The organism is Adlercreutzia sp. CNCM I-6216, from assembly GCF_977113345.1.
In genome coordinates this window covers 24,725-50,040 of record NZ_CDSBIE010000012.1, presented here as the reverse complement: position 1 = coordinate 50,040, position 25,316 = coordinate 24,725, and the positions used below count along the sequence as shown (strand labels likewise).

Here is a 25,316-nt window from a genome sequence, read left to right as displayed (position 1 = left end):
AGGATGATGTATGGATAGCGAGACGCTCAACGAACAATGGGCGCGCATTTGCGCCCAGGTCAAAAGCTACCAGGATATCGACCCCTCCCAGGTTTCCGCCTTTTTCTCGCGGCTCGTCCCCCAGGCCATGAGCGATTCATTTCTCATGCTCACCGCCGACAACGACTTTATAAAGACATGGGTCGAGCAGCATTACATCGAGGTTATCGTACGCGCGCTGCGCGATCTCACCGGCGTCGTATTCGCGGTGGCCATCGCCGTCGACCCCACCCAAGAGCAGCGTAAAAGCGCCGCTGCGGGCCAACCATCCCCAGCGTCGCCCCTTTCGGCGCCCGCCCAACCGATGCCGACGCCAGCACCCGCGCAGCCAGCAGCATCGACGATGGAGTCTCTCCCTTCTCAGCCCATCGCGGCAGCTGCGCCCCCCTCACCGGCCTACGGTGCTCCCCTGTCTCAGGCGACCCCCTTCGAACCATCCGGCATGGTCGCTCATCCCTTCGTAGAGGACGTCATGGTCGATCACTACGCGCCTCCCGCGCCCGCACCGCTCTCCCAGGAGCCGGTCGCCGAGCGGTCTTCGAATCCCTCGTCTTCCCTCACGTTCGAGAACTTCGTTATCGGGGAATCGAACCGCATGGCCTATTCCATGGCCGTCGAAGTTGCAGAGTCCCCCGGACGGCTTCCCCTTAATCCCCTGTTCATTTACGGGAAGAGCGGCCTGGGGAAAACCCACCTCATGAGGGCCATTCAGAACTACATCGAGGAAACGCGTCCCTCGATGCGAACGGTCTATGTGGATGCTCAGGACTTTGTCTCGAAGTACTCAGAGGCCGGCGCCATCAAGGATCAGGAGAAGGTCAGCTTCCGCAACTTCCGCGCCTACTACGAGCAGGCGGACATCCTCCTCCTCGATGATGTCCAGCACCTTCAAGGCAAGAAGGAATCCATGAACATGCTTTTCCAGCTGTTCAACACGCTGACCAGCCAGGGCAAGCAGGTGGTGCTTTCCGCCGACCGCGCTCCCAAGAACATCCAATTCGACGAGCGTCTGAAATCTCGCTTCTACAGCGGCGGCACCATCGATATCCAGCCGCCGGAAGTGGAAACCAAACTCGGCATCGTCAAATCCTTCACCGACGAATTCAGCCGCAGCGAGGGCCTGGGGAACTTCACCCTCTCCGACGACATTCAAATGTACATCGCCGAGAACTCCGGATCCAACATCCGCGAGCTCAAGGGCGCCGTGAATACCGTCATCTATCGCATGATCTACTGCGATCGCAGCGATATCTCCATCGATGAAGTACGCGAGCTTCTAGCCAATCATTTCACCGGCGGCATGTCACGAAGCTTGACCGTGGAGGACATCCAGCGGGAAGTGGAGAACTTCTTCAAGGTGAGCCATAGCGACATGGTAGGCCCCAAGCGATCCCAATCCATTGTGAGACCGCGACAGATCGCCATCTACCTGTGCCGACAACTGCTCGACCTCCCCTACGGCGATATCGGCAAGAAATTCAATCGCGACCATTCGACCGCCATCCACTCGGCAACAAGCATCGAAGAGCGTTTGAAGACCGATCGCGATACCCAGGAAGAGATCGAGGTGCTGCAGAAGATCATCTGCGAGCTGGACTAGTTTGTTCACAAACTCTTGATAAGAAGGGAAAACCTGCGCATAACAGGACGACTTTTCAACGACAACGGGAGACAGCAGAGGATGGCCGCTAGCGCATGGTTCACAAGCGCGCTCGATAACTCACCAAGCAGTAAGTACGCTAGCAAGCTCCCCACCTGCGGCTATGCCAGTTATCGACTAATCCACTCGTCTTATTGAGACTACTATTTGAATTCTATTTTTAGAATCCCTCTTCAATGGGAACTACTTTTTAGTTCTGCACAGCCGTTACCTGTACTTCATGGTTCCACCTCCCTATCGCAACTCCCTTCGCAGCCATCTTCCTTATTCTTCTGTTCGCCCCGTTGACAGTACTTTTTTGCGTTGTATAATTCAAAAGCTACTCTTTAAACCATGAAAGGGAAAGAAACAATGAAACGCACCTATCAACCGAACAAACGCAAGCGCGCCAAGTGCCATGGCTTCCGTGCCCGTATGGCTACCAAGGGTGGTCGCGCTGTTCTCGCTTCCCGTCGTGCTAAGGGGCGCAAGCGTCTCACCGTCTAGGAGATCTTTAGGTGCAGACTATTAAATCCAGCACTGAAATCTCCCAGCTCTTCTCTACGGGGCATCGTCTTCATACGCCATACTTTACGGTTATTGTAGGCGTCCAGGACGACAAGCAGAGCAATCATGAGCGACACGGCCATTCCGGTCGTGTCGCTTTTATTGCAGGGAAGAAGTTGGGGAATGCCGTTTGGAGAAACCGCGCCAAGCGCCGCTTGCGAGCACTCTGCATGGAAATGGGTGGGCCGTGGGCCGGCTTTGACGTGATATTTCTGGCAAAATCAGGCCTCACCCGGGCTTCTTATAGTAAAGTGCTGAAAGCATGCGGAAATGTCGCTGAGCGCCTTGCCCAAGGCGAAGGGAAGAACACCGTTGAAGAAGCTACTCGTACGCATTAAGAGGATTCCGACTCTGGTCGCTATCGGTCTTATTATGTTTTACCGAATGGCTCTTTCACCCCTTCTTCCCCCTTCTTGCCGCTTCATTCCCACATGTTCCGAGTACGGACTCACCGCGTTCAAGCGATATGGGTTTTGCAAAGGGTTCGTGCTCACTGCAAAGAGGATACTGCGATGCCGCCCTGGCGGTCCGTGTGGGTACGATCCCGTTCCCTGAGTCGCTGGTGCATTTGGAAAGGTAAGCTATGTGGGATATCTTTAAAGACTGGATCTTCGACATCATCCAGTTCTTCTATAACTTCTGCCACGACTGGGGACTGGCGATCATCATCGTCACGATTATCTTTCGTATCATTGTCGCGCCCCTCATGCATAAGCAAGCGAAGTCCAATTATGCTATGCAGAAGGTGCAGCCGAAGATTCAGGCCCTGAAAGATCGTTTCCCCGATGATCCCACGCGTCAATCCCAGGAGATGCAGAAGATCTACGCGGAGATGAAGTTCAACCCGCTCGCTGGTTGTCTTCCGATGCTGCTCCAGATGCCGATCTTTATTGCTCTGTTCCAGGTGCTTCGCGAGATGGGCGATCGTATTGGCGAGGGCACGTATTCGTTCTACAACTTGGTTCCGAATCTCGTCACGACGCCCTCCCAGGCTTTCGGCGAGGGATTCGGAACATTTGTTCCCTATCTCATTCTCATGATTATCTTTGCTGGTGCTACCTTCCTTCCGATGGTCCTTCAGCAGTTGAAAACTGAAAACACCCAGCAGAAAAATCAGACGCTCATGATGGGCGCGATCATGTCTCTTATGATGCTTTGGATTTCCTGGGGTTCGCCGGCGGGTGTGTTGCTGTTCTGGGGCGCATCCTCCCTTATCGGTATCGGGCAGAACCAGTTGACGCTTGCGCGCTGCCGCGCTGCCGATCGGCGTAAAGAGGAGGAAGAAGCTCTCGTCGTCAAGCCGATCGAGGTTAACGTCACGCGCAAAGAGAAGAAGAAGCGTCCTAAGAAAAAGCGCTAGACCTTACTGATTTTAGGGAGTGTTTCACATGAAACACTCCCTTTGTACGTTCCGCGGCATCATTTCAACCGCGGTGTTTAAGGTTAGGAGCCTGTAATGACTGAAGAGTTCGAGGACATGATTGAAGAGGTAGAAGACGAGGTGGTGGAAGAATCTCAGTCTTCTGCGGATCCCATTAATACCGAAGAGGTTGTTGAAGAGGACGAGCTTATCGTGACGGACGAGATGCTCGATACTATTGCCGACACTGCTATCGCGGCACTCCAAGATATTCTCCAGTATTTCAATGTCGGCGAAGTGACTATTGACGAATACGAGGGTGACGAGGGCGAACTGATTCTTGATATCAGCGGCAAAGATATGGCTGTCCTTATTGGTCGTCATGGAAAAACTCTTGATGCGCTGCAATTCATTGTGTCGATGATAACGGTACGCACTATCGGTTTCCGTTATCCAGTTATTGTCGATGTTGAGGGCTACAAGAACCGCCAGCGCCAAAAGCTCGAGTCGATTGCGCACAGCTCCGCTAATCGAGCTGCTTCTCAGCACCGTAAAGTTGGATTGCGCCCGATGACCCCCTACGAGCGTCGGATTATCCACATTGCTTTGAGAGACGATGATCGCGTCGAGACCGTTTCTGAGGGGGAGGGTCCTTCCCGCCATGTGGTCGTGGTTCCTCTGTAAAAACTGTTCTAATACTTTCAATGTGCTGATGGGACGCGCAAAGCACGTCCCATTTCCTTTATTATGGACACGTTCGCCTATGGAAAGGAGTTGAGATGGCAGATGATCAGACGATGAGCTTGATGCAGTGCTATCTTGCTTCAATCCTTGAAGCAAACAAAGTTACGAATCTTACTCGCATTACTGGTGGGGAACAGGCGCGTCTCCTTCATATAGAGGATTCGCTGGTAGGTTTGCCGGAGGTCAATGAAGCTCCTGACGGTCTCTATGGAGACCTTGGCTCAGGAGGGGGGTTCCCCGGCGTCCCTCTTGCGCTTGCGACAGGAAGAACGACCCTTCTCGTTGATTCGGTGAAGAAGAAAATGGCCATCGTCCAATCTGTCCTTGATGATCTTTCGTTGAGTGAGCAAATTTTCACATCGAGCGAACGCATCGAGGATCTTCCTCTGGAGTACAAGGAGAAATTCGCCGTCCTCACAGCTCGAGCTCTGTCTAAGCTAGTTTCTCTTATAGAGCTTGCTTCGCCCCTTTTGAAAAAGGGCGGTCGGTTAGTCTGTTATAAAGCCCAGCTATCATCGGAAGAACTTGATGAAGCTCTTGCTGTGCAAGACCTTGTGGGTATGAGAATGATCTCCCAGCGTGAGATTTGCTTGAGCGATGGAGAGACCATGAGAACCATTGTAGTGTTTGAGAAAGTCGGCAAGTCACGCATCAAGCTTCCTCGAAGAATTGGCTTGGCTCAGAAACAGCCACTGCGTCCCCGTAGCTGAATGTAGTATGTGATCGTGTTTCACGTGAAACACGATCAATTTGAATCCTTCTGTCAAACATCGCCTGAACCAGCTTGAGGCGATGATATACTGTGCTCCAATCAAGGAAGGAGGTTCCTGTGGGATTCTTTGATGGTCTTAAACGAGACACAAAACAAGCCCGGACTGTCGAAGAGGTTGATCAACCTCAGACTCAGGAACAAGAAGTGGTAGCCGCTGAAGAGGAACTCGTTGACGATCCTGAAAATATTGAAGTGGTTGTCAGGGAGGTTGAGGATTACGCAGCTCCTGTGATTCCTCGAGAACCTTTGAAGAGCTATAAAGACAAAGCACCGGTGCGTCATGTTGTCGGACAGACGAAGATCATTGCCATCATTAACCAAAAAGGTGGCGTAGGGAAGTCGACAACGGCGATCAACCTTGGGGCTGCACTGGGAGAGATGGGCAAACAGGTGCTTCTTGTCGATCTTGATCCTCAGGGAAATTGCTCCAGTGGCCTAGGCGTTGAGAAGAGTCTTATACAGCAGTGCATCTACGATGTTCTCCTTAACGATGTTCCTCTTGAAGAGGTAATTATTCCTGATATCGCCGAGGGATTAGACATTGCTCCGGCTACGATTAATCTTGCGGGGGCGGAAGTCGAGCTGGTCTCGGAAATGGCGCGAGAGAATCGCCTCAAGGATGCTGTGGGCGGTATGCGGGGCAAATATGATTTCATTCTCATCGACTGCCCGCCTTCTTTGGGTCTTTTAACAGTTAATGCTCTGGTGGCGGCCGATAAATTGCTTATTCCTATCCAATGCGAGTTCTATGCCTTGGAGGGTGTGACAAAACTTCTCGAATCAATGAAGCGTGTCAAATCTCGCCTTAATCCTACTCTGGATATCTACGGCATTCTTCTTACTATGTACGATAGCCGTACGACGCTCTCGAAGCAGGTTGTCGATGAAGTGCGTGAGTATTTTGGGCGCCTGGTGTTCGCCACGCCTATTCCTCGCACGGTTAAATTGTCGGAAGCTCCGAGTTTTGGGCAGCCGATTACCCAATACGATCCCAAGGGAAGAGGCGCTCTTTCCTATATTGAATTAGCGAAGGAAGTGATTGCACGTGGCTAAGCCCGAACGTCGTGGAGGACTCGGTCGAGGTCTGGGTTCCCTCCTCCCCGGTTCCTATGAATCACCTGCCCCTGTTTCCCCTGCGCCCGAGCGCCAGAGAGTGACAATTGAAGTAGATGAAGAGGCGGCGCGAGAGGCCCCTGTTTCCACATGGCCCGTACGGACGATGGTTGAGATAGAGGAAGAACCAGTTAAGGTCTCTGAACCCATTGTGCGAGAAGCCATCATTGAGGAATCGAGGACTGAGGAGGTTCCTGCACGGGGAACTGATGAGGTGGAGATTGATAGAATCGCCCCTAATCCTGATCAGCCGAGAACCCAATTTAAAAAAGAGGAAATAGAAGAACTCGCTGCTTCTATTGAAAAGGATGGTCTGCTCCAACCTATTCTTGTAAGGCAAATGGCCGATGGTACCTATCAGATCATTGCCGGTGAGCGCCGTTGGCAAGCCTCTAAGGCTGCTGGTCTTAAGAAGGTTCCCGTTCGTGTAAAAGAGGTTGATGACGACCAAGCCCTTGAGCTTGCGTTAATTGAAAATATCCAGCGCTCTGATTTGAACCCGATAGAAGAGGCGTACGGATACCGTCGGTTGATGGAGCGACGCTCGATGACTCAGGCGGAAGTGGCACAAGCAGTTTCCAAAGGTCGTTCGACTGTCGCCAATGCACTTCGACTTCTCGATCTTCCTGAAGAGGCTCAGCAGCTTCTGTTTGAGGAGAAGATCACGGCGGGCCATGCACGTGCCATTCTTTCAGTGCCCACAGCTGAAGGTCGTCTTTCCTTGACTCAGAAGATTATTGATAACGGTTTGAACGTACGCGAAGCAGAGAATCTTGCTCGCCTTATATCAGGTAAAAAGGACGGCTCTGCCTCGACTCCTCGTGAGCCGATGCCTGCGGTTTACAAGTCTGTGGCGAAGACCTTACGCGAGACACTGAAGACTAACGTGCGTGTGAAATCGTCTAAAGGGAAGAACAAAATCGAGATTGAATTCAAAGATGAGGAAGATTTGCGGCGACTCTTCAGTGAGCTTGTTGGTGAGTAACTTTCGATAGCATTTAATGACTAAGAAAAGAGTCTGTTTCACGTGAAACAGACTCTTTTCTTTTGTTAAAAGAAGTCGTTGTAGACCCTAGTATGAGGTAAGAGAAATGCTTTACATAACATGCCATTAGTTATCTTTGTTTCACGTGAAACAAGAGAAGAGAAAGACGAATTAACGAAGAGAACCTTGCGCTAACTTGTTTTTTAACTGACCACATGCTCCATCGATATCAGCTCCGCGGGATTTTCTGAAACTTGTTTCCACACCATAATGGATCAGCGTCTCGACCCAATGTTTTGCAGTTGCTGGCGAGGCAGCTTGCAGAGGGGATCCTTCTACGGTGTTCACCGGAAGAAGGTTGACATGGCAGAGTAGCCCATCACAGAAGTCGAGAAGTGCTCGAAGATCTTCTTCTGAATCGTTGATATCCTTGATGAGAAGATACTCGAAGGAGACACGACGGTTGGTCGACTGGGTGTATCTCTCCACAGCCTTTTTTAGATCCGAAAGAGGTTGCTTTGCCACTTTCGGCATAAGCCGATCACGCTTCTTCTGTAAAGCCGAATGAAGAGACACGGCGAGCGTGAATTGCTCTGGCTCTTGGGAGAGACGATCGATCCCATCTATAATGCCGCAGGTAGAGAGCGTGATATGTCTCGCTCCTATATTGAAATCGTCCCGGCTGTTTAGAATGCGCAAAGCGGCAAGAACTTCATCGTAGTTAAGGAAAGGTTCCCCTTGACCCATAACAACGACATTGCTTACCCGTTCTTGGAAATCCTCTTGGACGAGAGCCACTTGAGCGATGATTTCTGCAGCCGTGAGATTCCGTGTAAGGCCTTCGCGGCCAGTTGCACAGAACTGGCAGGCCATAGGACATCCTACTTGTGAGGAAACGCATACTGATAGCCGATCGAGAGAGCCGTCTCGATGGTAGACGGGCATGCCCACCGTCTCAACTAATGAGCCGTCGGCCAGAGTCACAACATATTTGCGTGTCCCATCTAAGGAAATTTGTCGGTCGAAAATTTTTACCGTCTCCAACGGAAAGAACTCAGAAAGTTTCGTCCTGAGGTCTTTCGGAAGATTGGACATGGTATCGAAAGAAGCCGCATGATGGCGGTGAACCCACTCGTGAATCTGTTTTGCGCGAAAGCGAGGATATCCCCACGAGGTGACAAGATCCTCGAGTTCGGCTTCTGTAAGCTTTATCAGTTCGTTATTCATAGGTTCATTATAGACGGTGGCGTTGCTCTGATATACTGCCTCCAGAGATTTACCGTCTGGAAGGAATGCTCCATGGCAGCAGTAGTTGAACCCGCAAAATGTCGCGTCGCCCTCTTAGCTGGAGGAACCAGTGGGGAACGCGAAATTTCCCTTGCATCGGGCAAAGGCGCCGGGGAGGCGCTTCGTGAAGCGGGGTTTATTGTTCAGGAGTTGGATCCGGCGAAGAAGGACCATCTGAAAACGCTCATTGAGGAGCCCTTCGACGTTGCCTTTCTCTGTCTTCATGGAAAAGGTGGCGAGGATGGCGTGCTCCAGGGTTTTCTGGAAACGATCGGCCTTCCCTATACGGGACCTGGTGTGTGGTCAAGCGCGACGGCGATGAACAAGGCCCAATCCAAGCTCTTTTACCAGCGCGAAGGCATTCCTACTGCTCCCTATCAATACATCAAGAAGGGAGAGGGATATTCCGTTCAAGAACTTGCGTTGGCTATGGGCGGAACCTGTGTCGTGAAACCGGCTACCGAAGGCAGCGCTTTGGGCATTTACATCGTGGAAGGCGAAGAAGCTATCGCAGATGCCATCGAGCGTGTGTTCGAAATCGACGAGCTTGTTGTCGTTGAGAAGTATATTCAAGGTACCGAGCTCACGGTTGCCGTGTTGGGCAATAGGGATCCTTTCGCTTTACCTGTCATCGAGATTGTTCCTAAAGCTGATTTTTATGATTTCGAATCGAAATATGCACCCGGTGGTTCGCAGCATATCTGCCCGGCACCTCTCGATGAGGAGAAAACCAAGCAAGTAATGGACGCCGCTGTCGGCGCCCATAAGGCATTGCAGTGCAGTGGCGTGTCGCGTTCCGATTTCATTCTCGACGAGAATGGCATCCCGTGGATTCTGGAGACCAATACCATCCCTGGCATGACGGCGACCTCGCTTCTTCCCGATGCGGCCCGCGCGGCAGGCATCAGCTTCCCTGAGTTGTGCACGAGGCTCATTGAGTATGCCTTCGAAGAGGGAGAGTAAGCGCTTGCGGCCGAGGGGCGACCAAGGTCGCCCCTTACGGTTACCGGTTAGATAACTAAAACAAGTGTTCTCGTTTTAGAACACTCCGCAAGACTTCAGGCCGATGATGATGGCGGCAACGAGGGCAAGAAGAAAGGCCCAGCTGAGAATGTAACAGCCTTTATTGCCCGTGCGTCCAGCCTCCACGAGGCCGTCGATGAACCCTCGGCGCGTTTTAAGTAGCGCCATGCCGCGTTGTTTCTCGGGGAGAGGTTCGCGCTCGCTCGGAAGCCACGTGCCGTTCGAGTCGATGATCTCGTCGACGGCCGACCCCTTCAACGCCAGCTTCGGGCGAATGCCCTTGCCGATAAGCCCGCAGATGCCATCGATGAACTGGTTGAATTCTTCTGAGTAATGGGGGCTGTACCCGATAACTGCGGCCTGTCCCCAATATTCACCTGGCTCAGGTGTTTCCGTGAAGGCGACAAAGGAGAGAATTCCCACGAGTTCCAGACCTTCCGCTGCAAAAAGGCTCAGTTCGCGTGAGAAGCTGTCGTCGAAGTAACCGATAGTTTCGTTGAACTTGTTGATAAGCCATGCGCGATGGACGCCCTCGTCCATAGTGAGATTGATGCGGTATCGGTCTCCCACGAGGGTGTTGGAACCCATGAGCACTGCCGCATCTTTCTTTGAGACCGTTCGAAATGTTTGATATGTACCGAAATACCGTTCCATGAATATTCTCTCCGCCCTGGCTGATACAATACCGTGAGTTGTCGAGAACACCATAACCGAGCCCGATGAATCAGGGAACACTCGCTAGGCCGAGGTTCCTTTTTTTCACCACCAAGGGCGCCGCGAAAGATAGGCTGCGCTATGTCACGTGACACCACCCCCCTCGAAAGACAGCTGAAGAACTTTATCAGCGACGGAACGCCGCCGGAGATTATCGCGCGCTACGAGTCGCTGCCCGAACGGGCCCAAAAGAGCGATTTCGGCCGGTTCGATAATAATGTCGTTGTTTTGGATACGGAAACAACGGGATTCTCTCTCGCCCATGATGAGTTGACGCAGATTGCAGCGGCGCGGGTGGAAAACGGCGAGATCGTCGACTGGTTCGTTACCTTCGTGAACCCGGGAAAGCCCATTCCTGAGGACGTTGCCCATCTCACCGATATCCACGATGAGGATGTGGCTGACGCTCCCTCGGCGTCCGAAGCTCTAGCCGATCTGGCCGCTTTCGTAGGAGACGCCGTCGTCGTGGCCCATAATGCCGAGTTCGACCGCAATTTCACGACGAAGCATCCGACGGGCTATCCGCTGCTCGAGAACACTTGGGTCGATTCCCTCGATTTGTCCCGCATCGCGCTGCCCCGCATGAAATCCCATCGACTCATCGATCTCGTGAAGGCCTTCGGTGCTCCTCGGTCAACGCATCGGGCCGATGAAGATGTGGCGGCGACCTGTGCCCTCCTGCGTATTCTGCTTGCTGCTGTGGAAGCCATGCCGACTATGTTGCTGCGGGAAATCGCCTCTATGGCGGAACCGAACGATTGGCCGACGGTTGTGGTGTTCAAATATTTTGCCGAGCGCGCGGGTGAGACGAGCGAGGAGAAACCGCTTCCGTTCTCACTGCGCACCCTGCGCCGAGAACGTGTAGGGAAAGCCGATCTAAGACCGCTCGTGGATGCCGATGAAATCGCCGCCGATCCAGGGCGATCCTTCTTGCTCCCCACGGCCGATGCTGTGGCCCAAGCGTTCACAGCCGAGGGCGTAGTAGGCTCCCTGTACGAAGAGTACGAGCAGCGCGGCGAGCAAGTTGCTATGGCCGAGGCGGTGCGCAACGCGTTTGCCCGATCGCGCAATCTTATGGTGGAGGCAGGAACAGGCGTGGGTAAATCCATGGCCTATCTTTTGCCGGCGGCCATCATTGCCCGAGATAACGGTATTAATGTTGGAGTAGCTACTAAGACGAACGCTCTCCTCGACCAACTGGTCTATCATGAGCTTCCCGCTCTTTCGGAGGAGCTCGGTGCCGACCTCACCTATGCTGCTCTCAAGGGGTTCTCCCATTATCCCTGTCTGCACAAGGTGGAGCGCCTCGTTGTGGAAGGCCCCGGTATGCGCACCGTGGGCAAGGAGCAAAAACCTCAGGCTCCGGCTCTTGCCGCCTTGCTTTCCTTCATTGAGCAGACGGCTTACGACGACATCGACGGCCTGAAGATCGACTACCGCACGCTGCCGCGCTGGATGATCACCACCACGAGCCACGATTGCCTGCGCCGTAAATGCCCATTCTTCGGCACGTCCTGCTTCGTTCACGGTTCGCGCCGCAAGGCCGAGGCCGCCAATATCGTCGTTACCAATCACAGTCTCCTATTCTGCGATCTTGCCGCTGACGGAGGCTTGCTCCCGCCCATCCGATATTGGGTGGTGGATGAGGCCCACAGCGCCGAAAGCGAGGCCCGCCGGGCATTTTCCCTTGAACTGGCAGAGGAGGACATTCTCTCCCTCGCGCGCCGCGTAGCTTCCGAGGAATCTCGGCGCAACGTCTTCGTGCGGGCGGAGCGCACCGTTGTCATGCCGGGCAATGAATCCTCGACGACGCTGTTCTACGGGCTCACGGGAAAGGCGCGCCGCGCGGGAGCCGAATTCGGCGAAGCGGCCCAGGCGTTCTGCAAGGCACTGCCCGACTTGTTCTTCTATGACACCAATAAGCGCTCGAAGGGCTACGAGACGGTGGATCTTTGGCTGAATGACGAGATTCGCCACGGCTCCCTCTTCCAGAACATTGCCCGTCTTGGCCGCGCCATGGCCGAGCGCGCCGAGAAGATGGTGACGGTTTGCCAGGAACTCGTGGGTTATTTGGAAGATATCGAAGGTGCCGCCGTCATTCAGCGCGAAATTGCCTCCATTGCGATGGAGATGAAGAAGATCATTCAGAACGTCGAGGTCATCTGCACGCAATGCCCCGAGCGCTATGTGTATGCGGCGAGCTTAAGTCGTAAGACCGATCGTCCGCAGAACAAGCTGGAGGCCTTGCTCGTATCGGTGGGGGAGACGCTGAACGAGACCTTGTACGCGTGGACCCATTCGGTGGTTTATGCGTCGGCCACGCTGACTGTTGATGGCAGCTTCAACAGCTTCTCCCAGGCCATAGGGCTGAACGAGAGCGAGTTTTCCGTTGCCGACGAGCTGCTGCTTGCCTCAAGCTACGACTTCGACAATCAGATGGTTGTCTATGTCGTCAACGATATGCCCGAACCCAATGATCCGAGTTATCTCGGCGCCCTGCAGCGCCTGCTCATCGACGCTCACCGTGCCCAGAACGGGTCGATGCTTACCCTGTTCACGAATCGCCGCGAAATGGAGAAATGCTTCGAAGAGGTGCAGCCGGCTCTGAAGGGAGACGATTTGCGCGTCGTGTGCCAGAAGTGGGGCGTGTCGGTGAAGGGGCTGCGTGACGACTTCCTCGCCGACGAGCATTTGTCTCTCTTCGCTCTGAAGAGCTTCTGGGAAGGATTCGATGCGCCGGGCGCCACGCTGAAGGGCGTCGTGATACCGAAATTGCCCTTCTCGAAGCCAACTGATCCTCTTTCTTGCGAACGGGCCGCTCGTGACGATGCCGCCTGGCGGCGCTATGTCCTGCCAGCGGCGGTATTGGAAACGAAGCAGGCAGCAGGCCGTCTTATTCGCAAAGCTGATGACCGGGGCATTCTCATCCTTGCGGACAAGCGTCTTATTACGAAGGGCTATGGCAAGACGTTCCTAAGGTCACTTCCCAGTCAGAATATCCGGTTCCTATCGGCGGCTCAGATCGTCGACGAGATAGCAGCGCGCCGCTAGGGGAGTGTTCTGGTCATGGCAGCGAAGAGGGCGCATCATCCGATGCACATAAAGCGGCGCACGCGGGGATCTTCCAACGAGATTTCCTTCAGCGTGCTCGATGCCGCCCGTGAGGCTCGCGATGCCGAGGAGCGCGATCGGCACGAGGGGGGCTCGAGCGGTCCTTCTCTTTTTACGTTGGGAAAAGGGAAGAAGCCTCGGCCAACACCGGTCAAAGGGCAGTCCATCGTCTTGTCTGGCGAAGCTCCCGCATCCCCGTCAGCCTCTTCTTCCGCTGTTGATCGAAAAATGAGGGGCATCGTGCCCGTGTTCGTGGTGGTGTGCGCCCTTTTGGTCATCACGCTGGTGGGCGGTCAAGCTCTTATGTCGATGAGGGAGCAGCAGAAGTCCCTGCTTGATACCCTGAATGATCAGGTCGACATCATCAAGAGCTGCGACGAATCCCTTCTCCCCTTCGACGAACTGGTTATTGAACAGTGCGATGCCAAGCGCCTTTCCCCCTCGGCGACGGGAGACGCCGCGCCTTCCGCGGAAACGCTGAACGAGGGGTATCGTGCCGTTGTCGCGGAGATTGCCCCGATGAGAGCCCAGTTAGAGGACTCTATCGCATCCATGGAAACGCTGCAGTCGTCACTGAGCGACAATGACGATAAGGAAGCGGCCTCTCAGGTGGTGACGGCCGCTCGCTCGCGCCTTAATATGCTGGATGCGGGGGTCAATATCATCGAGGAGTCGTTGATGGCGACGGAGGCGTTCCTTAAAGCCCGCTCGGGGTGGAATGCCGTGATAAACGCCGATGCGGCTATTCGTGAGGCCACGGCGCTGGCTGAAGAAATGAGCAAGGAAAACATTCTTGCCTCGCAGGCTAAGGGCAACGAGGCCTTGGCGTTTTTGGAAGAGGCTCAGCAGGATTTCTCCCAAGCCGAAGCGGCCTATCCCGGTCTCGATTTGGCGGCCTTCGAAGCCTACGTGGTTAAAAGAATGGAATCGCAGCAGGCAGCCCTTGCTGCCGACGATGCCTATCTTTCCCGCAACAAGGAAGAGCTCGAGGCTCAGAACAGCCGCTATAACGCATTGGAGGAGGAATCGGCCGCCTTGGCCCAAGAACTCGGGGAAGATGACCCGGAGCAAATCGTTGCTCTTCGATTCTACAAAGAGATTGAGGCCGACCAAGGCGCCTATGAGGCCGAGCGCCTAAAAGCAGGAAATGCTGATGCCTTTCTTCGTGAATATCTCGGAACGGCCTCGTAATGGCGTATACTTACAATAATTATGTCCATAGAACCCTCTTCACCGAGGAAAGGCAACGTACATGGCCGAATTGAACGAACATGTCGCATATCTGTCTCAGGAGATCGGCCCCCGGCCGGCGGGTACTGAGGAAGAACAGCGTGCGGCTCTTTACATAAGCGAGCAGTTTTCCGCCGAGGCCGGTCTGACGACTGCTATGGAAGATTTCCAGTGCAATCCCGACAGCTCGCTTCCTCGAACGCTGTGCAGTGGTGTAGCTGTGTTGGTGACGCTGGTGGCGACGATTGTGGGGGCGCTGGCTGTTCCTGCCATCGTGGTGTCCCTCATCTGCGCTGCGTTGGCAGCCGCCGAGGTGTTCGATAAGCCGGCGCTTTCGCGGCTTTTGAACCGCGGGGTGAGCCAGAACGTCGTCGCGCGCTACCTGCCTGCGAAATCGCCGACGCGAGCGAGCCGGAGACGCAAGGTGATCGTGGTGGCGAACTACGACAGCGGTAAGGTGCGACGCGATTTGAACGGTGCGATGCCGGCGGTGCTCCCCATCCTTTATTGGGTTGAGCTGGCGATGCTGGTGGTCATGCCGCTGCTTTTGGCGATTCGCATGGTGCTCGCACCCGACGGTAGCGTGCTCGTGGTGTTCAACGCCCTTCTGGCTGTTGCCATGGTGGTAGCGGTTTTGCCGGTTGCGTCGTTTCTGCTTGAGAAGTTCGCGAACTACAACGAGGGCGCAAACTGCAACGCTGCAGGAGTGGCGGTGCTTTTGGAAGTCGCCTCTCGCGTGGCCGCCGCTCGGGATCTCCCCGATGCCCCCGAGCCAACGGTTCATGGCGAGGCGGCCGCCGTGTCGGCGGGACTTGTTCCCGAGGGGGCGGAGATTGTCTACCATACGGGAAACACTTCCGAGGATTTGGGAGCCTCCATGGAGTCAGCTGCCGAGCGCCTGGCGGCCGCCAAAGCTGCCGTAGCGGCGTTGTCAGGGAAACCGGTGTCTGCAACGCCTGCTGAGGTGGCAACAGAGGATGAATCTCCGGCGAAGGGAGAGGAAAACGGCGCCGTGGAGGTTTCTCCGGAAGAGAGCCTAACTCCATCCTCTGCCGCGGTCGTCGTCCCTGTTGCTGCTCCCGCCTACGCGGCGCCTGTTGAGCATCAAGTACCTGAATGGTTCAAAAAGGGCCAGGAGCAAGCCAAGAAGCCTGCTAAGGAAAAGCCCGTGCAGCGGTCGCGGTACGCCACGGCTTTGGAACGGGCCGAGGAAGAAATTAACGCGCGCGAGGAGCATGAGCGCCGCAACCTCGACGAGCTTTCCGAGCGTATGCGTGTTATGCGCGCTTCGGTGCAGGCAGCTTCGGCAGCAGCTGGCGCAACACCCACCGAGATTATGGGCAGCGTGGTTGCGGACGAGAGCTCCGAGGAAATTTCTGCTCCGCCTTCCGCATCGGCCGTTAATGAAGAGGCATCGCCCTCGTTGGCCCCCGTATTGCCAGCCATTGAAGTGCCGGCGGTTGAGGCCGATCAATTGCCGTCTTCTTCTAACAACACGGTCTCCGCGATGCTGGCCGACATTCCCGCCATCGCATCCGAGCCGGCCTCTTCGGAAACGGGGACGCCTGCCTCGAAGCCTGTCGTGCCTGCTGTACCGGCTGCGCCTGTTGTGCCCCAGCCGACGGATGACCCCGATGTGACGGTGCGAGACGGCCAGCGTCCGTTGACGGGCGCCACCGTGGCGGTTCCTCCCATTGATCTTTCGACGTCTGATGCTCCTGCTGCGCCTGCGGGCGGGCAGCGCGTGGTGGTGCCCTCGGTGGGAGAAGTGGCTGAGACTCCGGCTTCGGCTCCAGCCGCTGCCCCCCGCCGCCGGCGCGCTATTACGCTGCCCAATATCGGCATCTCCCAAGAGCTCCCGCGCATCTCTATGGATGATTGCCAGCAAGCCGCTCCTCTTTCAGAAGATCGCCCCGAGCATGATGGTCGCGTGCATGACTTGAGCGCCGTCATCCCCTCGGTGACGACGCCCGAGCCGCCGTCGGCCGTTTCAGGTACGCGGGAAGCGGCGCTGCTCGACGCGCTGCCGTCTTTGGGAAGAACGACAACGACGACTGATCCAGCGCTTTCCGGCAGCATTAGTCTTGCGGGCACGTTTTCTTCTATGGGGGCGACGGGAGCGGCCGCGCCTATCGGCGATGAGCTTTTGGAGAATGCCTCCGAGAACGATATATATATCGAAGACGTCGATGACTCTGCTTATGTGGAGCAGATCACCGAGACGGGAGCGATGGCTGGTCCCGGTTATGTGGAGATGCCCAAGAGCCGTTTCGGCGGTATCTTCGGCAAATTCCGCCGCAAGAAGCGTGAGGAAGCATCCAGCCCGCAGGAATGGCTCGATGTTGAGGAGAGCTTCGATGCCCGTGAAGTAGGAGCAGCGCGCGGCGGTTGGGAGAGTTTCCGCGAAGAAGGCGATATCCAGGCTTACGACGAGGAGTATTTGGACGCCGACGCAACGACAGCGTTTTCTCCCGAGTTTGATGACGATTTTGCCGAGGACGGCTTTGATGCACCGCGCTCTTCGCATCGTCGCGGCCGTCATTTCGAGGGTGGGGCGTTCTCCCGCGATCAATTTGACGATGAGTCTGAAGGCGAAGAAAACCAGACCAGTGCCGCCGATCCGTCCAGTGTGTTCGGTGAAGGACTGCCCGCCGATTTCGTCTTCGAGCCGACGCCGGAAATCGAGCAGATCGAGCAATTCCACAGCGACCGCATCGATATGGAAGTGTGGTTTGTGGCGCTCGGTTCCGAACTTGCCGGCAATGGCGGCATGAAAGCGTTTATGGCTGCTCATGAGGCCGAGCTCAAGGGCGCGCTTATCGTGGAGCTGGAGGCGTTGGGTGCCGGTGAGCTGACGCTGATTGACAAAGAGGGCACCTATGTTCCCAAGAAGGCCTCGAGCCGCATGAAGCGCTTGGTTCGCAAGGCCGGTCAGGCCACCGGGCTGAAAGTGCCCGAGGCTACGATGGAATGGCGCAACAGCGCATCGGCCTACGCCTTGAAGCACGGCCAGCAGGCCCTGCATTTGGCGGGCATGGATGGCAGAAAACCGGCATTCTTCGCCGAAGAGGACGATGTCATTGAAAACATCGACAACGACATGTTAGCCTTGAACAGCGATTTTGTCATGGAAGTGCTCAAGCATATCTAGCGGCGAAATCCAGATATCCGCCCCCGTAGCTCAGCGGATAGAGCGTCGGTTTCCTAAACCGTGCGTCGGAGGTTCGAGTCCTCTCGGGGGCGCCATGATGTGAGCGGCGGAGCTTCGGCTCCGCCTTTTTATTGCTATCGAAATTAGTTCCGTGGGGGCAACCAAAGTCGTGCCCTGGGGGGACGGAGATACGACGCTGATACGGTTGGCGCGAGGAACGAAACGGGACATTCCCGCGTCATTTTTACGGTTCGCTTGGTTTACCATGGCCCCAGCGAACGAGGCAATGTGTGCTTACCGTGATGGAGAAACGCAGGTTCAACCGCAGCGGGGAAAGCTCTGCTAAGATAGCAAGGCTATTCCTGCTCCGGTGTGTGCCTTCACCAGCCCGGAGCCGTAAAGTCCAAAGGAGGTGAGCTGATGAAGGCGTATGAACTGCTGTTTATTGTTGCTCCGACGATTGACGACGAGACGCGCGCTGGCGTTATGAAGCGCATCGAGACGACGATCACCGACGCCCAGGGCGTGGTGGACAACGTCGACAATTGGGGCAAGCGTAAACTCGCTTATGAGATCAACGGTCTGTCTGATGGCGACTACACTCTCATCGATTTCCATACTGACCCGCAGAGCATTGCCGAGCTCGATCGCGTGCTGCGCATCAACGATGCCGTTGTGCGTCACATGATCGTCGCCCGCACCGATCGCGACTAGTTGGAAACTGAGCGGTCCCGCAAAGGGGAGCGCTCACCATGAGAAGAGGTAGAAATGAGCATTAATCGAGTGATCATCAGCGGCAATCTGACCCGCGACCCCGAGCTGCGCAGCACCCAGTCCGGCATGGACGTCATGAGCTTCGGCGTGGCCGTGAACGACCGTCGTCGTAATCCTCAGACCAACGAATGGGAGGATTATCCGAACTTCGTTGACTGCACCATGTTCGGCAACCGGGCTCGCAGCCTGCACCAGTACTTGTCCAAGGGCACCAAGGTGGCCATCGAGGGCAAGCTTCGCTGGAGCCAGTGGGAGCGCGATGGTCAGAAGCGCAGCAAGCTCGAAGTCATCGTTGACGAGCTCGAGTTCATGTCGAGCCGCAGCGGCGGCGGCGCTCAGTCCTACGGCGGCGATTTCGGCGGCAACCAGGGCTATGCTCCGGCGACTCCGGCCTATAGTGCTCCGGCTCCCATGCCCGCACCGGCCCCGACGCCCGCGCCCATGCCCGCTGCTCCGGTTATCGACGCTTCCTCTTCCGTGTACGATGATGACATTCCGTTTTAAGCGAAACGAAAGAGGTTAATATGGCCGATTACGCTAAGCAGCCTCGTCGTAAGTATTGCCAGTTCTGCAAGGACGACGTGGAGTATATCGATTACAAAGATACTCAAATGCTGCGCAAGTACGTTACCGATCGTGGCAAGATCAAGCCCCGTCGCGTGACCGGTGCCTGCACCCAGCACCAGCGCGACATCGCGGAAGCTGTTAAGCGCGCCCGCGTCATGGCTCTCATGCCCTATGCCGTTCCCGCTGTCAGCGGCCGTGGCGATCGCCGCAACCGCTAGGCGAAGGGAGGAGAACCATGAAAGTTATTCTTCTGAAGGAACTCCAGGGCAAAGGCGGCGAGGGTGACGTCATCGACGTCAACCGCGGCTTTGCCAACAACTTCCTGCTGACCCAGGGCTATGCCGTGAAGGCTACTCCGGGCAACCTGAAGCAGCTTGAGGAGCGCAAGAAGAACATCGCCAAGCGCGAGGAGACTCGCATTGCCGATGCCAACGCTCTGGCCGAGAAGCTGAACGACGCTACGGTGCGCGTTATCGCCCAGGTGGGCGAAGAGGGCGTGCTCTTCGGTTCCGTCACTGCTCCTCTGGTGGCCGACGCCATCGCCGAGCAGCTCGACATCGAGATCGATCGTCGTCGTGTGGAACTGGGCAAGCCCATCAAGATGACCGGTACCTACCAGGTGCCCGTGTCTCTGTACCGCGACATCAAGGGTACGGTGACCGTGATCGTTGCTGGCGAGTCCGAGGCCGAAGAGGCCATCGACGCTATCAAAGAGGCTATCGATATCGCCGAGACTCCGGCCGACGAGATGGTTGAAGTTGACGGCGAAGTTGCCGCCGACGGCACCGTCGAGGTTGAGGTGACCGAGACCGAGGAGTAGTCCTCGTCTTGCGAGACCCTTTGATGGCCCCTCTTCGGAGGGGCCATTTTCTATAATGAGCCTGTTTCCCGTGAAACAGTGGCGGTAAGCCGAGTTCCGGCGTTCGCGGGAAGAAACGCGATACAATAGGCGCACCGACGACGCGAAGGATGTTTCATGCCCTACCAGCCTCAGCCTCCCATGGATGCCAACAATACGCCCGGACTTGCGCCCCGCGCGCAGTTGCCTCAGAACATCGAGGCCGAGCAATCGGTGCTCGCCGCCTGCCTGCTCAACGGGGAGGTGACCGAAGAGGCGGTCATGCGGCTGCGTCCGGAAAACTTCTTCCGTCCGGCCCATCGCATCATCTTCGAGGCTATCATCAGCCTCACGAACCGCCACATTCCCGTTGATCCCATCGCTCTCGCCGACACCTTGAAGTCCACGGGGCAGCTGGAGGCTGTGGGCGGCCGCGCCTATCTGGCCGAGCTGGCCGACAACACCTTCTCGCTCACCAGCTGGGAGCGCCATGTCGATATCGTCAAACGGCAGTCCATTTTGCGTGAGCTCGTGTTCGCCGCCACGCAGATTAATGCTCTGGCCTATGACGCGCCCGATGATTTGGATCAGGTGGTGGAAGAGGCGGAGAAGACGCTCTTCAACGTAACCGAGAAACGCGTCAGCTCGTCGTTCCGCAAGATGGATGAGTTGGTAAGCGACGCCTACGAGGAGATTTCCCGTCTCGCCAATCAGAAGGACAAGATGGCCGGCGTTCCCACGGGCTTCAAGGACGTCGATGAGCTGTTTCATGGATTTCGCGGCGGTGACCTGGTTATTCTGGCGGCGCGTCCCGGTGTTGGCAAAACCTCCTTCGCTTTGAACCTGGCCACCAATGCGGCGAAAGCCGGCGCCGCTGTGGCGTTCTTCTCCTTGGAGATGGGCGCCGAGCAGCTGGTTCAGCGTATCCTGTGCTCCGAGGCCCGCGTGAATCTCTCGAAGCTACGCAGCGGATTTATTGCCGAGGGCGACTGGGGCGCTTTGGCCGAAGCCTCGGGCAAGCTCTCCCAGCTGGACATGTTCATCGACGACACCCCGGGCCTTTCGGTGCTGGAGGCCCGCGCCAAGGGGCGCCGCGAGCTGCATGGCCTGAAAGAGGGCCAAAAAGGCCTTATCATCGTGGACTACCTGCAGCTCATGCAGCCGGGCCCCATGACGGCCAACAAATCCACCAACGACCAGGTGAGCGAAATTTCCCGCGGACTCAAGATCCTCGCCAAGGAAATGAACATGCCGGTGCTCGCTCTGTCGCAGCTGTCCCGCGCCATCGAACAACGCGGCAAGGACAAGCGCCCCATGCTTTCCGACCTGCGCGACTCCGGCGCCATCGAGCAGGACGCCGATATCGTCATGTTTATCGACCGCTCTATGAACGAAATCGAGGCGGAAAGCGAATCGCGCCCCGATTTGGGCATGGCCAAGCTCATCGTCGCGAAGCACCGCAACGGTGCCACCCGCGACATCGACTTGGCCTTCAACCCTGAGTTCACGAAGTTTATGGACTTCATCGACGACTCCCGTGTGGGCAGCTTCTAGGGTCTGTTCGTGCCGGAAACGCTGACATTCATCCACGCTGCCGACCTGCACATCGGTGCGCCGTTTCGCGGTTTGCGGGCGCTGTCCGACGAATGGGCGCGCCGTTTGGTTGACGCCATCCCCGGCGCTTGGGATCGCGTGGTGGAAGCAGCTGTGTCGCGCAAGGTTGATTTCGTGGTCGTCTCCGGCGACATCTTCGATTCAGTTCGCGCTTCCTATCGTGACTACCTGCGTTTCTTCGACGGATTGAACCGCCTGGACGCGGAGGGCATTCCCTCGTATTTGTGCACTGGCAACCACGACCCGCTGAGTCTTTGGCAGCAGGATTTCTTCGCCTTGCCCCCGTCCGCCACGATGCTCGCCGCCGATCGTCCCGATTTCGCCCTGTACGAGCGCGACGGGCGTCCCCTTGCGGTCATCGGAGGCCGCGGCTACCCGAACAAGGTGTGGTCGCCCAACGAGAACATCGCCGAGGGTATCACCCGCGCCGCCGCCATTCGGGCGCTGGGCCCGCGCACCGCCGAGGCGTCTTTTGCGGTGGGCGTGCTGCACACCGGGCTTACGTTCGATCCTGTGAAGGCTCCCACCGACCCCGTGGCATTGCTGCGCGCCGGGTTCGACTACTGGGCACTCGGGCATATTCACAAGCGGTGGGTCAACGACGAGCGCGCGCCGCGCATTGCGTTTTCCGGCTGCATTCAAGGGCGCGATGTGCGCGAAACGGGTCCGCGCGGTGTTAACCTCGTCACGCTGGCGGTTGACGCGCCGCCGAAGGTGAGCTTCATTCCCACGGCCTCGGTGGTGTGGGAAAAGGTTCGCATCGACGTCTCCGATTGCACGAACATTCCGGCTCTGGTGTCCAAAACCATGCGGGAGCTGTTCGCGGTCAACGGCGACGCCTCCTGCGAGATGATGGTGTCGCGCATCATTCTCACCGGAGCGACCTCCCTTCACGAGGTGCTCGGCCGCCCCGGGGTGCTGGAAGAGGTGCGCGCCTCTTTGAACGATGCGTACTCGGAATTCTACTGCGATAGTCTCATCGACGAGACAACGGCTCCCATCGATGAAGAGGCGTTGCGCGCCGAGGGGCTGTTCCCAGCGGTGTTTCTTCGCACCGTTGATCGGCTCTCCGAGGATGTCGAAGGGCAGATCGACTATTTACAGGAAGAATACCTCGCGCGCAACGTTCCCCTTACGGCGGCGCTTTCCGAGAAGAAGGCGCGTCAGCTCACGGACGAGGCTGCCCGGCTTGTGCTCGACTTGCTGCTGCAGGGGGGCGACGACCGATGACCGAGCCGCGCATCTACCTTCGCTCTATTCACTTGGAGCGCTTCGGCCGCTTTCACGATACCGTGGTCGGGCCCTTCGGCGATCGTATGAACATTGTCCTGGGCGCCAACGAGGCGGGCAAGACGACGGTGGCCTCCTTTGTGGGCGGCGTGCTGTTCGGTTGGGAAGAGGCTCGAGGAAACCGGAACACCTACAAGCCCGAGGGGGCCGAGCGAGCGGGCTCGCTGCTTTTCGCGCGGTCGGCGGGGGCGGACGCGAGCGCGAGCGCGAGGGAAGACGAGGAGACATTCGTGCTTTCCCGCGCCCGCAACGCCGACGGCCTGCAGGGAGACACCTTCCTGGTGGAAGACATCGACAAGGACACCTATCGTACGATGTTTTCCCTGAACAGCGATGAATTGCGCTCGCTGCGCAACACGACGGACACGACGGCGAAGTTGCTGACGGCTGGTTCGGGCACAGGCTCGTCGCCGGCCCACGCCCTCGCTCATGTGAACGAGCGCTTGGCGGCATTCACCTCCCGCGCCGCCTCGGCCGAGCAGTCGATCCCCCAGCTTCTGGCCCGGCGCAACGCCCTGCGCGCCGAGCAGCAAAGCGCGGCTGATGTCGCCGATGCCTATCGCGCCCAAGATCGCGAGCTGCACGAGCTGGAGCCCGAGCGCGCCGCCATGGGAGAGCGGGTGGAAGAGGCCAACCGCATGATTGAGGCGCTCACCATGGCCAAAAGTTCTCTGGCGGCTCTGGATGCCGAACGCGACAAGCTTAAGGGGGATATCGCCCGGCTGGCCAAGAGCGAGGAAGAGGCAGCCAACAACTACGAACTTCACGAGCGCTCCTGCGGGCGCCGCCTCGCCCGTCTGACGGCCTCCGACGAGCGGGCCTTGCGCGACCGTCTGGAAAACCTCGCGACCCGCCAATCGCGGCAGGCCCATGCCGTGGAGGTGGCTCGCGCGAACTACACGTCTTCCGTGGCGGTGTACGAGGCGCTGCAGGAAACGGCCGACGATGAGGCCGATCGCCGCAGCGAGCGATCGAAGAGGCGCATTCAGGTGGCATTCTGCGTGGTCATTCCCGCGGTGCTGTTTCTTCTGGGCGTCCCTCTTTTCATCGAGGGCCGCGCCCGCGGTGCCCTCAGCTATATGGCTATCGGGTTTCTCCTCTCCGTCTTCGCGGCGCTTATGGCCACCGGCGGCTTCGCCCTGTTGTTCCGGCCTAACAAGGAGGAAGGCGCCCGCAAGGCCCGTTTCGACGACGCCCATTGGGTGATGATCCAGGATAAGAAGAAACTTGAAGCGTGCCAGGCTGAGGAGGAATCGGTGTCTGCGCAGGTACGCGAGGCGCTGGATGAGGAAGGGCTGGGCGAGGCCCAAGGGTCGATGCGCCAGGCCCGGGCACTTCTTGACGAGGCCCGCGAGGCGCGACAGGCCATGGCGCTGTGTCGCCAGCGCCAGCAAGCGGCAGCGGCTCGGCGAGCGGATGCCGAGCATCGCCTTCAGGAAATCGCCTCTGAACGAGCGGCGGCGCTTCAGCGCGCCGGATTGTCGCCTGAAAGCGGGGTAGGCGATGTCGAGGAGGAGCTCGAGCGGCGCGTTCGCCAGCGCACGGGGCTCATTGAGGCGTTGGAGTCCATGAACCAGCGAGCAGGGGAATTGGCCGCCGTCCTCGCCCAAGCCGAAACGGAGCGCGACTTCGATCGCGTCAAGATTGAGGTGCAGGAAGTGACCACGCGTCTGGAAGAGGCGCGCACCGATTTCGCGCGATTGCTTCTGGCCAAGCACATGCTGGAGGCGGCCATTGCCACCTGGGAATCGAAGCGCCAGCCGGAGGTGTATCTGCGGGCGAGCCGGTTGCTGTCCCTCATGACCGAAGGGCGTTGGACTCGCGTGAGCCTTACGCGCGAGGGCACTCTGGAGGTAGCTGACGCCCTCGGGCGCACGCGCCAGCCGGTGCACTTGTCCCTCGGCACGTGCCAGCAGCTGTATCTGGCCCTGCGCATTGCGCTTCTTACCTGCGCCGACAACGTGGGGCGGGCCATTCCCATTCTCGCCGACGACATTCTCGTGAACTTCGACGAACAGCGCCGGCTGGGCGCCGCCCGCGCTTTGGTGGAACTATCGGAGCAGCGCCAGGTCATTCTCTTCACCTGCCACGAAGGCGTGGCCCGAGCCTTGAAGAAGGCTGCAAAGCAGTCAGGACGCCCGGCGACGGTGATCAACTTATAGGTTAAACGGGTGTGGCTGCAAGAACTCGGTCACCAGAAAGACGACGAAGGACAGCACGAGCAGAATTCCCACCACTATGCTGAAGATACGCCGGTTGCGCTGCAGGCGTCGCAGCGCCGTGCGCCTTACGAAGGCCCGATCGCCCTCGGGTGTGCCCAGGGGAGGATCTGCCGCAGCGGGCGTGCGGCGCGGTGGCTGGTTGTCGGTCATGGAGGGTCCTTCGCAAGCGGAAGCGTCTTAACTCCGTAAATCTTAGCACGAAGCCCTCCATTCCGAAGCATTAGCCTGTGCGGCTGGTATACTGAGCCCTTGCGGAATGTCGTTTTCAGGGCATTC

23 protein-coding genes and 1 tRNA gene are annotated in these 25,316 nt (G+C 57.3%); 21 read left to right on the top strand and 3 right to left on the bottom strand.

The genetic code is table 11. The features are described 5' to 3' along the window. Positions 1 to 10: 10 nt before the first annotated feature. From dnaA to ACYVRU_RS10120, 9 genes are all read left to right on the top strand, one after another. A complete protein-coding gene (gene dnaA, locus ACYVRU_RS10160; protein WP_461186103.1) occupies positions 11 to 1,639 on the top strand; it encodes a chromosomal replication initiator protein DnaA in 1,629 nt (542 codons plus the stop codon). Positions 1,640 to 2,050: 411 nt separating this feature from the next. Continuing rightward, positions 2,051 to 2,185 carry a 50S ribosomal protein L34 gene (gene rpmH, locus ACYVRU_RS10155; RefSeq protein WP_022737978.1) on the top strand — a complete coding sequence of 45 codons (135 nt, stop codon included), beginning with the start codon at positions 2,051 to 2,053 and terminating at the stop codon, positions 2,183 to 2,185. Between the two features lie 11 nt (positions 2,186 to 2,196). Next, on the top strand, positions 2,197 to 2,583 hold the full coding sequence (gene rnpA, locus ACYVRU_RS10150; protein ID WP_461186102.1) for a ribonuclease P protein component: 387 nt from the start codon (positions 2,197 to 2,199) through the stop codon (positions 2,581 to 2,583). Then, complete coding sequence (gene yidD / locus ACYVRU_RS10145; RefSeq protein ID WP_114538850.1) at positions 2,516 to 2,800, top strand: membrane protein insertion efficiency factor YidD; 285 nt, start codon at positions 2,516 to 2,518, stop codon at positions 2,798 to 2,800. The genes rnpA and yidD overlap by 68 nt, the downstream gene beginning before the upstream one ends. Before the next feature lie 28 nt (positions 2,801 to 2,828). Further along, positions 2,829 to 3,605, top strand: a complete 777-nt coding sequence (locus ACYVRU_RS10140; protein WP_022737989.1) for a YidC/Oxa1 family membrane protein insertase — start codon at positions 2,829 to 2,831, stop codon at positions 3,603 to 3,605. Between the two features lie 96 nt (positions 3,606 to 3,701). Then, positions 3,702 to 4,289 (top strand): Jag family protein, encoded by a 588-nt coding sequence (locus ACYVRU_RS10135; RefSeq protein WP_114538848.1) that lies wholly within the window; start codon positions 3,702 to 3,704, stop codon positions 4,287 to 4,289. Positions 4,290 to 4,384: 95 nt separating this feature from the next. Continuing rightward, the gene (rsmG, locus tag ACYVRU_RS10130) at positions 4,385 to 5,059 is read left to right on the top strand and encodes a 16S rRNA (guanine(527)-N(7))-methyltransferase RsmG (RefSeq protein ID WP_461186101.1); all 675 of its coding nucleotides are present in this window, start codon (positions 4,385 to 4,387) and stop codon (positions 5,057 to 5,059) included. 119 nt (positions 5,060 to 5,178) lie between these two features. Next, on the top strand, positions 5,179 to 6,174 hold the full coding sequence (locus tag ACYVRU_RS10125) for a ParA family protein (protein ID WP_315969916.1): 996 nt from the start codon (positions 5,179 to 5,181) through the stop codon (positions 6,172 to 6,174). Then, on the top strand, positions 6,167 to 7,219 hold the full coding sequence (locus ACYVRU_RS10120; RefSeq protein ID WP_461186100.1) for a ParB/RepB/Spo0J family partition protein: 1,053 nt from the start codon (positions 6,167 to 6,169) through the stop codon (positions 7,217 to 7,219). Before ACYVRU_RS10125 ends, ACYVRU_RS10120 begins: the two co-directional genes overlap by 8 nt. A 171-nt stretch (positions 7,220 to 7,390) precedes the next feature. Here the strand turns inward: ACYVRU_RS10120 and rlmN are convergent, their stop codons facing one another. After that, complete coding sequence (rlmN, locus tag ACYVRU_RS10115; protein WP_114538845.1) at positions 7,391 to 8,446, bottom strand: dual-specificity RNA methyltransferase RlmN; 1,056 nt, start codon at positions 8,444 to 8,446, stop codon at positions 7,391 to 7,393. A 72-nt stretch (positions 8,447 to 8,518) separates the two neighbouring features. On the opposite strand from rlmN, the gene ACYVRU_RS10110 reads away from it, so the two are divergent. After that, positions 8,519 to 9,469 (top strand): D-alanine--D-alanine ligase family protein, encoded by a 951-nt coding sequence (locus ACYVRU_RS10110; protein WP_114538844.1) that lies wholly within the window; start codon positions 8,519 to 8,521, stop codon positions 9,467 to 9,469. Between the two features lie 75 nt (positions 9,470 to 9,544). Here the strand turns inward: ACYVRU_RS10110 and ACYVRU_RS10105 are convergent, their stop codons facing one another. Beyond that, complete coding sequence (locus ACYVRU_RS10105) at positions 9,545 to 10,183, bottom strand: hypothetical protein (RefSeq protein WP_147270681.1); 639 nt, start codon at positions 10,181 to 10,183, stop codon at positions 9,545 to 9,547. A gap of 141 nt (positions 10,184 to 10,324) precedes the next feature. Between ACYVRU_RS10105 and ACYVRU_RS10100 the strand changes: the two genes are divergently transcribed. The 11 genes from ACYVRU_RS10100 (at position 10,325) to ACYVRU_RS10050 (ending at position 24,980) form a co-directional block, all read left to right on the top strand. Next, positions 10,325 to 13,294 (top strand): helicase C-terminal domain-containing protein, encoded by a 2,970-nt coding sequence (locus ACYVRU_RS10100; RefSeq protein ID WP_461186099.1) that lies wholly within the window; start codon positions 10,325 to 10,327, stop codon positions 13,292 to 13,294. 15 nt (positions 13,295 to 13,309) lie between these two features. Next, on the top strand, positions 13,310 to 14,545 hold the full coding sequence (locus tag ACYVRU_RS10095; RefSeq protein ID WP_461186098.1) for a hypothetical protein: 1,236 nt from the start codon (positions 13,310 to 13,312) through the stop codon (positions 14,543 to 14,545). A gap of 61 nt (positions 14,546 to 14,606) precedes the next feature. Beyond that, positions 14,607 to 17,735, top strand: coding sequence for an aminopeptidase (locus tag ACYVRU_RS10090; protein WP_461186097.1), 3,129 nt, complete (start codon positions 14,607 to 14,609; stop codon positions 17,733 to 17,735). 19 nt (positions 17,736 to 17,754) lie between these two features. After that, positions 17,755 to 17,830, top strand: a tRNA-Arg gene (locus ACYVRU_RS10085). 325 nt (positions 17,831 to 18,155) lie between these two features. Further along, positions 18,156 to 18,449 (top strand): 30S ribosomal protein S6, encoded by a 294-nt coding sequence (gene rpsF, locus ACYVRU_RS10080; protein WP_022738031.1) that lies wholly within the window; start codon positions 18,156 to 18,158, stop codon positions 18,447 to 18,449. Positions 18,450 to 18,503: 54 nt separating this feature from the next. Then, positions 18,504 to 19,013: a single-stranded DNA-binding protein gene (locus ACYVRU_RS10075; protein WP_114540538.1), complete on the top strand. Its 510-nt coding sequence runs from the start codon at positions 18,504 to 18,506 to the stop codon at positions 19,011 to 19,013. A gap of 20 nt (positions 19,014 to 19,033) precedes the next feature. Beyond that, positions 19,034 to 19,294, top strand: coding sequence for a 30S ribosomal protein S18 (rpsR, locus tag ACYVRU_RS10070; protein ID WP_022738039.1), 261 nt, complete (start codon positions 19,034 to 19,036; stop codon positions 19,292 to 19,294). A 17-nt stretch (positions 19,295 to 19,311) separates the two neighbouring features. Further along, a complete protein-coding gene (gene rplI, locus ACYVRU_RS10065; protein ID WP_237973995.1) occupies positions 19,312 to 19,896 on the top strand; it encodes a 50S ribosomal protein L9 in 585 nt (194 codons plus the stop codon). Positions 19,897 to 20,076: 180 nt separating this feature from the next. Beyond that, complete coding sequence (gene dnaB, locus ACYVRU_RS10060; protein ID WP_041714730.1) at positions 20,077 to 21,468, top strand: replicative DNA helicase; 1,392 nt, start codon at positions 20,077 to 20,079, stop codon at positions 21,466 to 21,468. Between the two features lie 9 nt (positions 21,469 to 21,477). Next, positions 21,478 to 22,758, top strand: coding sequence for a metallophosphoesterase family protein (locus ACYVRU_RS10055; RefSeq protein ID WP_237973994.1), 1,281 nt, complete (start codon positions 21,478 to 21,480; stop codon positions 22,756 to 22,758). Beyond that, positions 22,755 to 24,980, top strand: coding sequence for an ATP-binding protein (locus tag ACYVRU_RS10050; protein WP_461186096.1), 2,226 nt, complete (start codon positions 22,755 to 22,757; stop codon positions 24,978 to 24,980). Before ACYVRU_RS10055 ends, ACYVRU_RS10050 begins: the two co-directional genes overlap by 4 nt. Here the strand turns inward: ACYVRU_RS10050 and ACYVRU_RS10045 are convergent. After that, positions 24,975 to 25,190, bottom strand: coding sequence for a hypothetical protein (locus tag ACYVRU_RS10045; protein WP_461186095.1), 216 nt, complete (start codon positions 25,188 to 25,190; stop codon positions 24,975 to 24,977). The genes ACYVRU_RS10050 and ACYVRU_RS10045 overlap by 6 nt on opposite strands. Between the last annotated feature and the right edge of the window lie 126 nt (positions 25,191 to 25,316).

Excerpts from the sequence above, each read along its gene's own strand:
- yidD (WP_114538850.1), top strand. The coding sequence starts at position 2,516 with ATGTCGCTGAGCGCCTTGCCCAAGGCGAAGGGAAGAACACCGTTGAAG.
- ACYVRU_RS10105 (WP_147270681.1), bottom strand. The coding sequence starts at position 10,183 with ATGGAACGGTATTTCGGTACATATCAAACATTTCGAACGGTCTCAAAG.
- ACYVRU_RS10100 (WP_461186099.1), top strand. The coding sequence starts at position 10,325 with ATGTCACGTGACACCACCCCCCTCGAAAGACAGCTGAAGAACTTTATC.
- ACYVRU_RS10090 (WP_461186097.1), top strand. The coding sequence starts at position 14,607 with ATGGCCGAATTGAACGAACATGTCGCATATCTGTCTCAGGAGATCGGC.
- rpmH (WP_022737978.1), top strand. The coding sequence starts at position 2,051 with ATGAAACGCACCTATCAACCGAACAAACGCAAGCGCGCCAAGTGCCAT.
- ACYVRU_RS10140 (WP_022737989.1), top strand. The coding sequence starts at position 2,829 with ATGTGGGATATCTTTAAAGACTGGATCTTCGACATCATCCAGTTCTTC.
- dnaB (WP_041714730.1), top strand. The coding sequence starts at position 20,077 with ATGGATGCCAACAATACGCCCGGACTTGCGCCCCGCGCGCAGTTGCCT.
- ACYVRU_RS10095 (WP_461186098.1), top strand. The coding sequence starts at position 13,310 with ATGGCAGCGAAGAGGGCGCATCATCCGATGCACATAAAGCGGCGCACG.
- ACYVRU_RS10050 (WP_461186096.1), top strand. The coding sequence starts at position 22,755 with ATGACCGAGCCGCGCATCTACCTTCGCTCTATTCACTTGGAGCGCTTC.
- rsmG (WP_461186101.1), top strand. The coding sequence starts at position 4,385 with ATGGCAGATGATCAGACGATGAGCTTGATGCAGTGCTATCTTGCTTCA.
- ACYVRU_RS10110 (WP_114538844.1), top strand. The coding sequence starts at position 8,519 with ATGGCAGCAGTAGTTGAACCCGCAAAATGTCGCGTCGCCCTCTTAGCT.
- rpsF (WP_022738031.1), top strand. The coding sequence starts at position 18,156 with ATGAAGGCGTATGAACTGCTGTTTATTGTTGCTCCGACGATTGACGAC.
- rplI (WP_237973995.1), top strand. The coding sequence starts at position 19,312 with ATGAAAGTTATTCTTCTGAAGGAACTCCAGGGCAAAGGCGGCGAGGGT.
- ACYVRU_RS10045 (WP_461186095.1), bottom strand. The coding sequence starts at position 25,190 with ATGACCGACAACCAGCCACCGCGCCGCACGCCCGCTGCGGCAGATCCT.
- rpsR (WP_022738039.1), top strand. The coding sequence starts at position 19,034 with ATGGCCGATTACGCTAAGCAGCCTCGTCGTAAGTATTGCCAGTTCTGC.
- rlmN (WP_114538845.1), bottom strand. The coding sequence starts at position 8,446 with ATGAATAACGAACTGATAAAGCTTACAGAAGCCGAACTCGAGGATCTT.
- ACYVRU_RS10075 (WP_114540538.1), top strand. The coding sequence starts at position 18,504 with ATGAGCATTAATCGAGTGATCATCAGCGGCAATCTGACCCGCGACCCC.
- dnaA (WP_461186103.1), top strand. The coding sequence starts at position 11 with ATGGATAGCGAGACGCTCAACGAACAATGGGCGCGCATTTGCGCCCAG.
- ACYVRU_RS10135 (WP_114538848.1), top strand. The coding sequence starts at position 3,702 with ATGACTGAAGAGTTCGAGGACATGATTGAAGAGGTAGAAGACGAGGTG.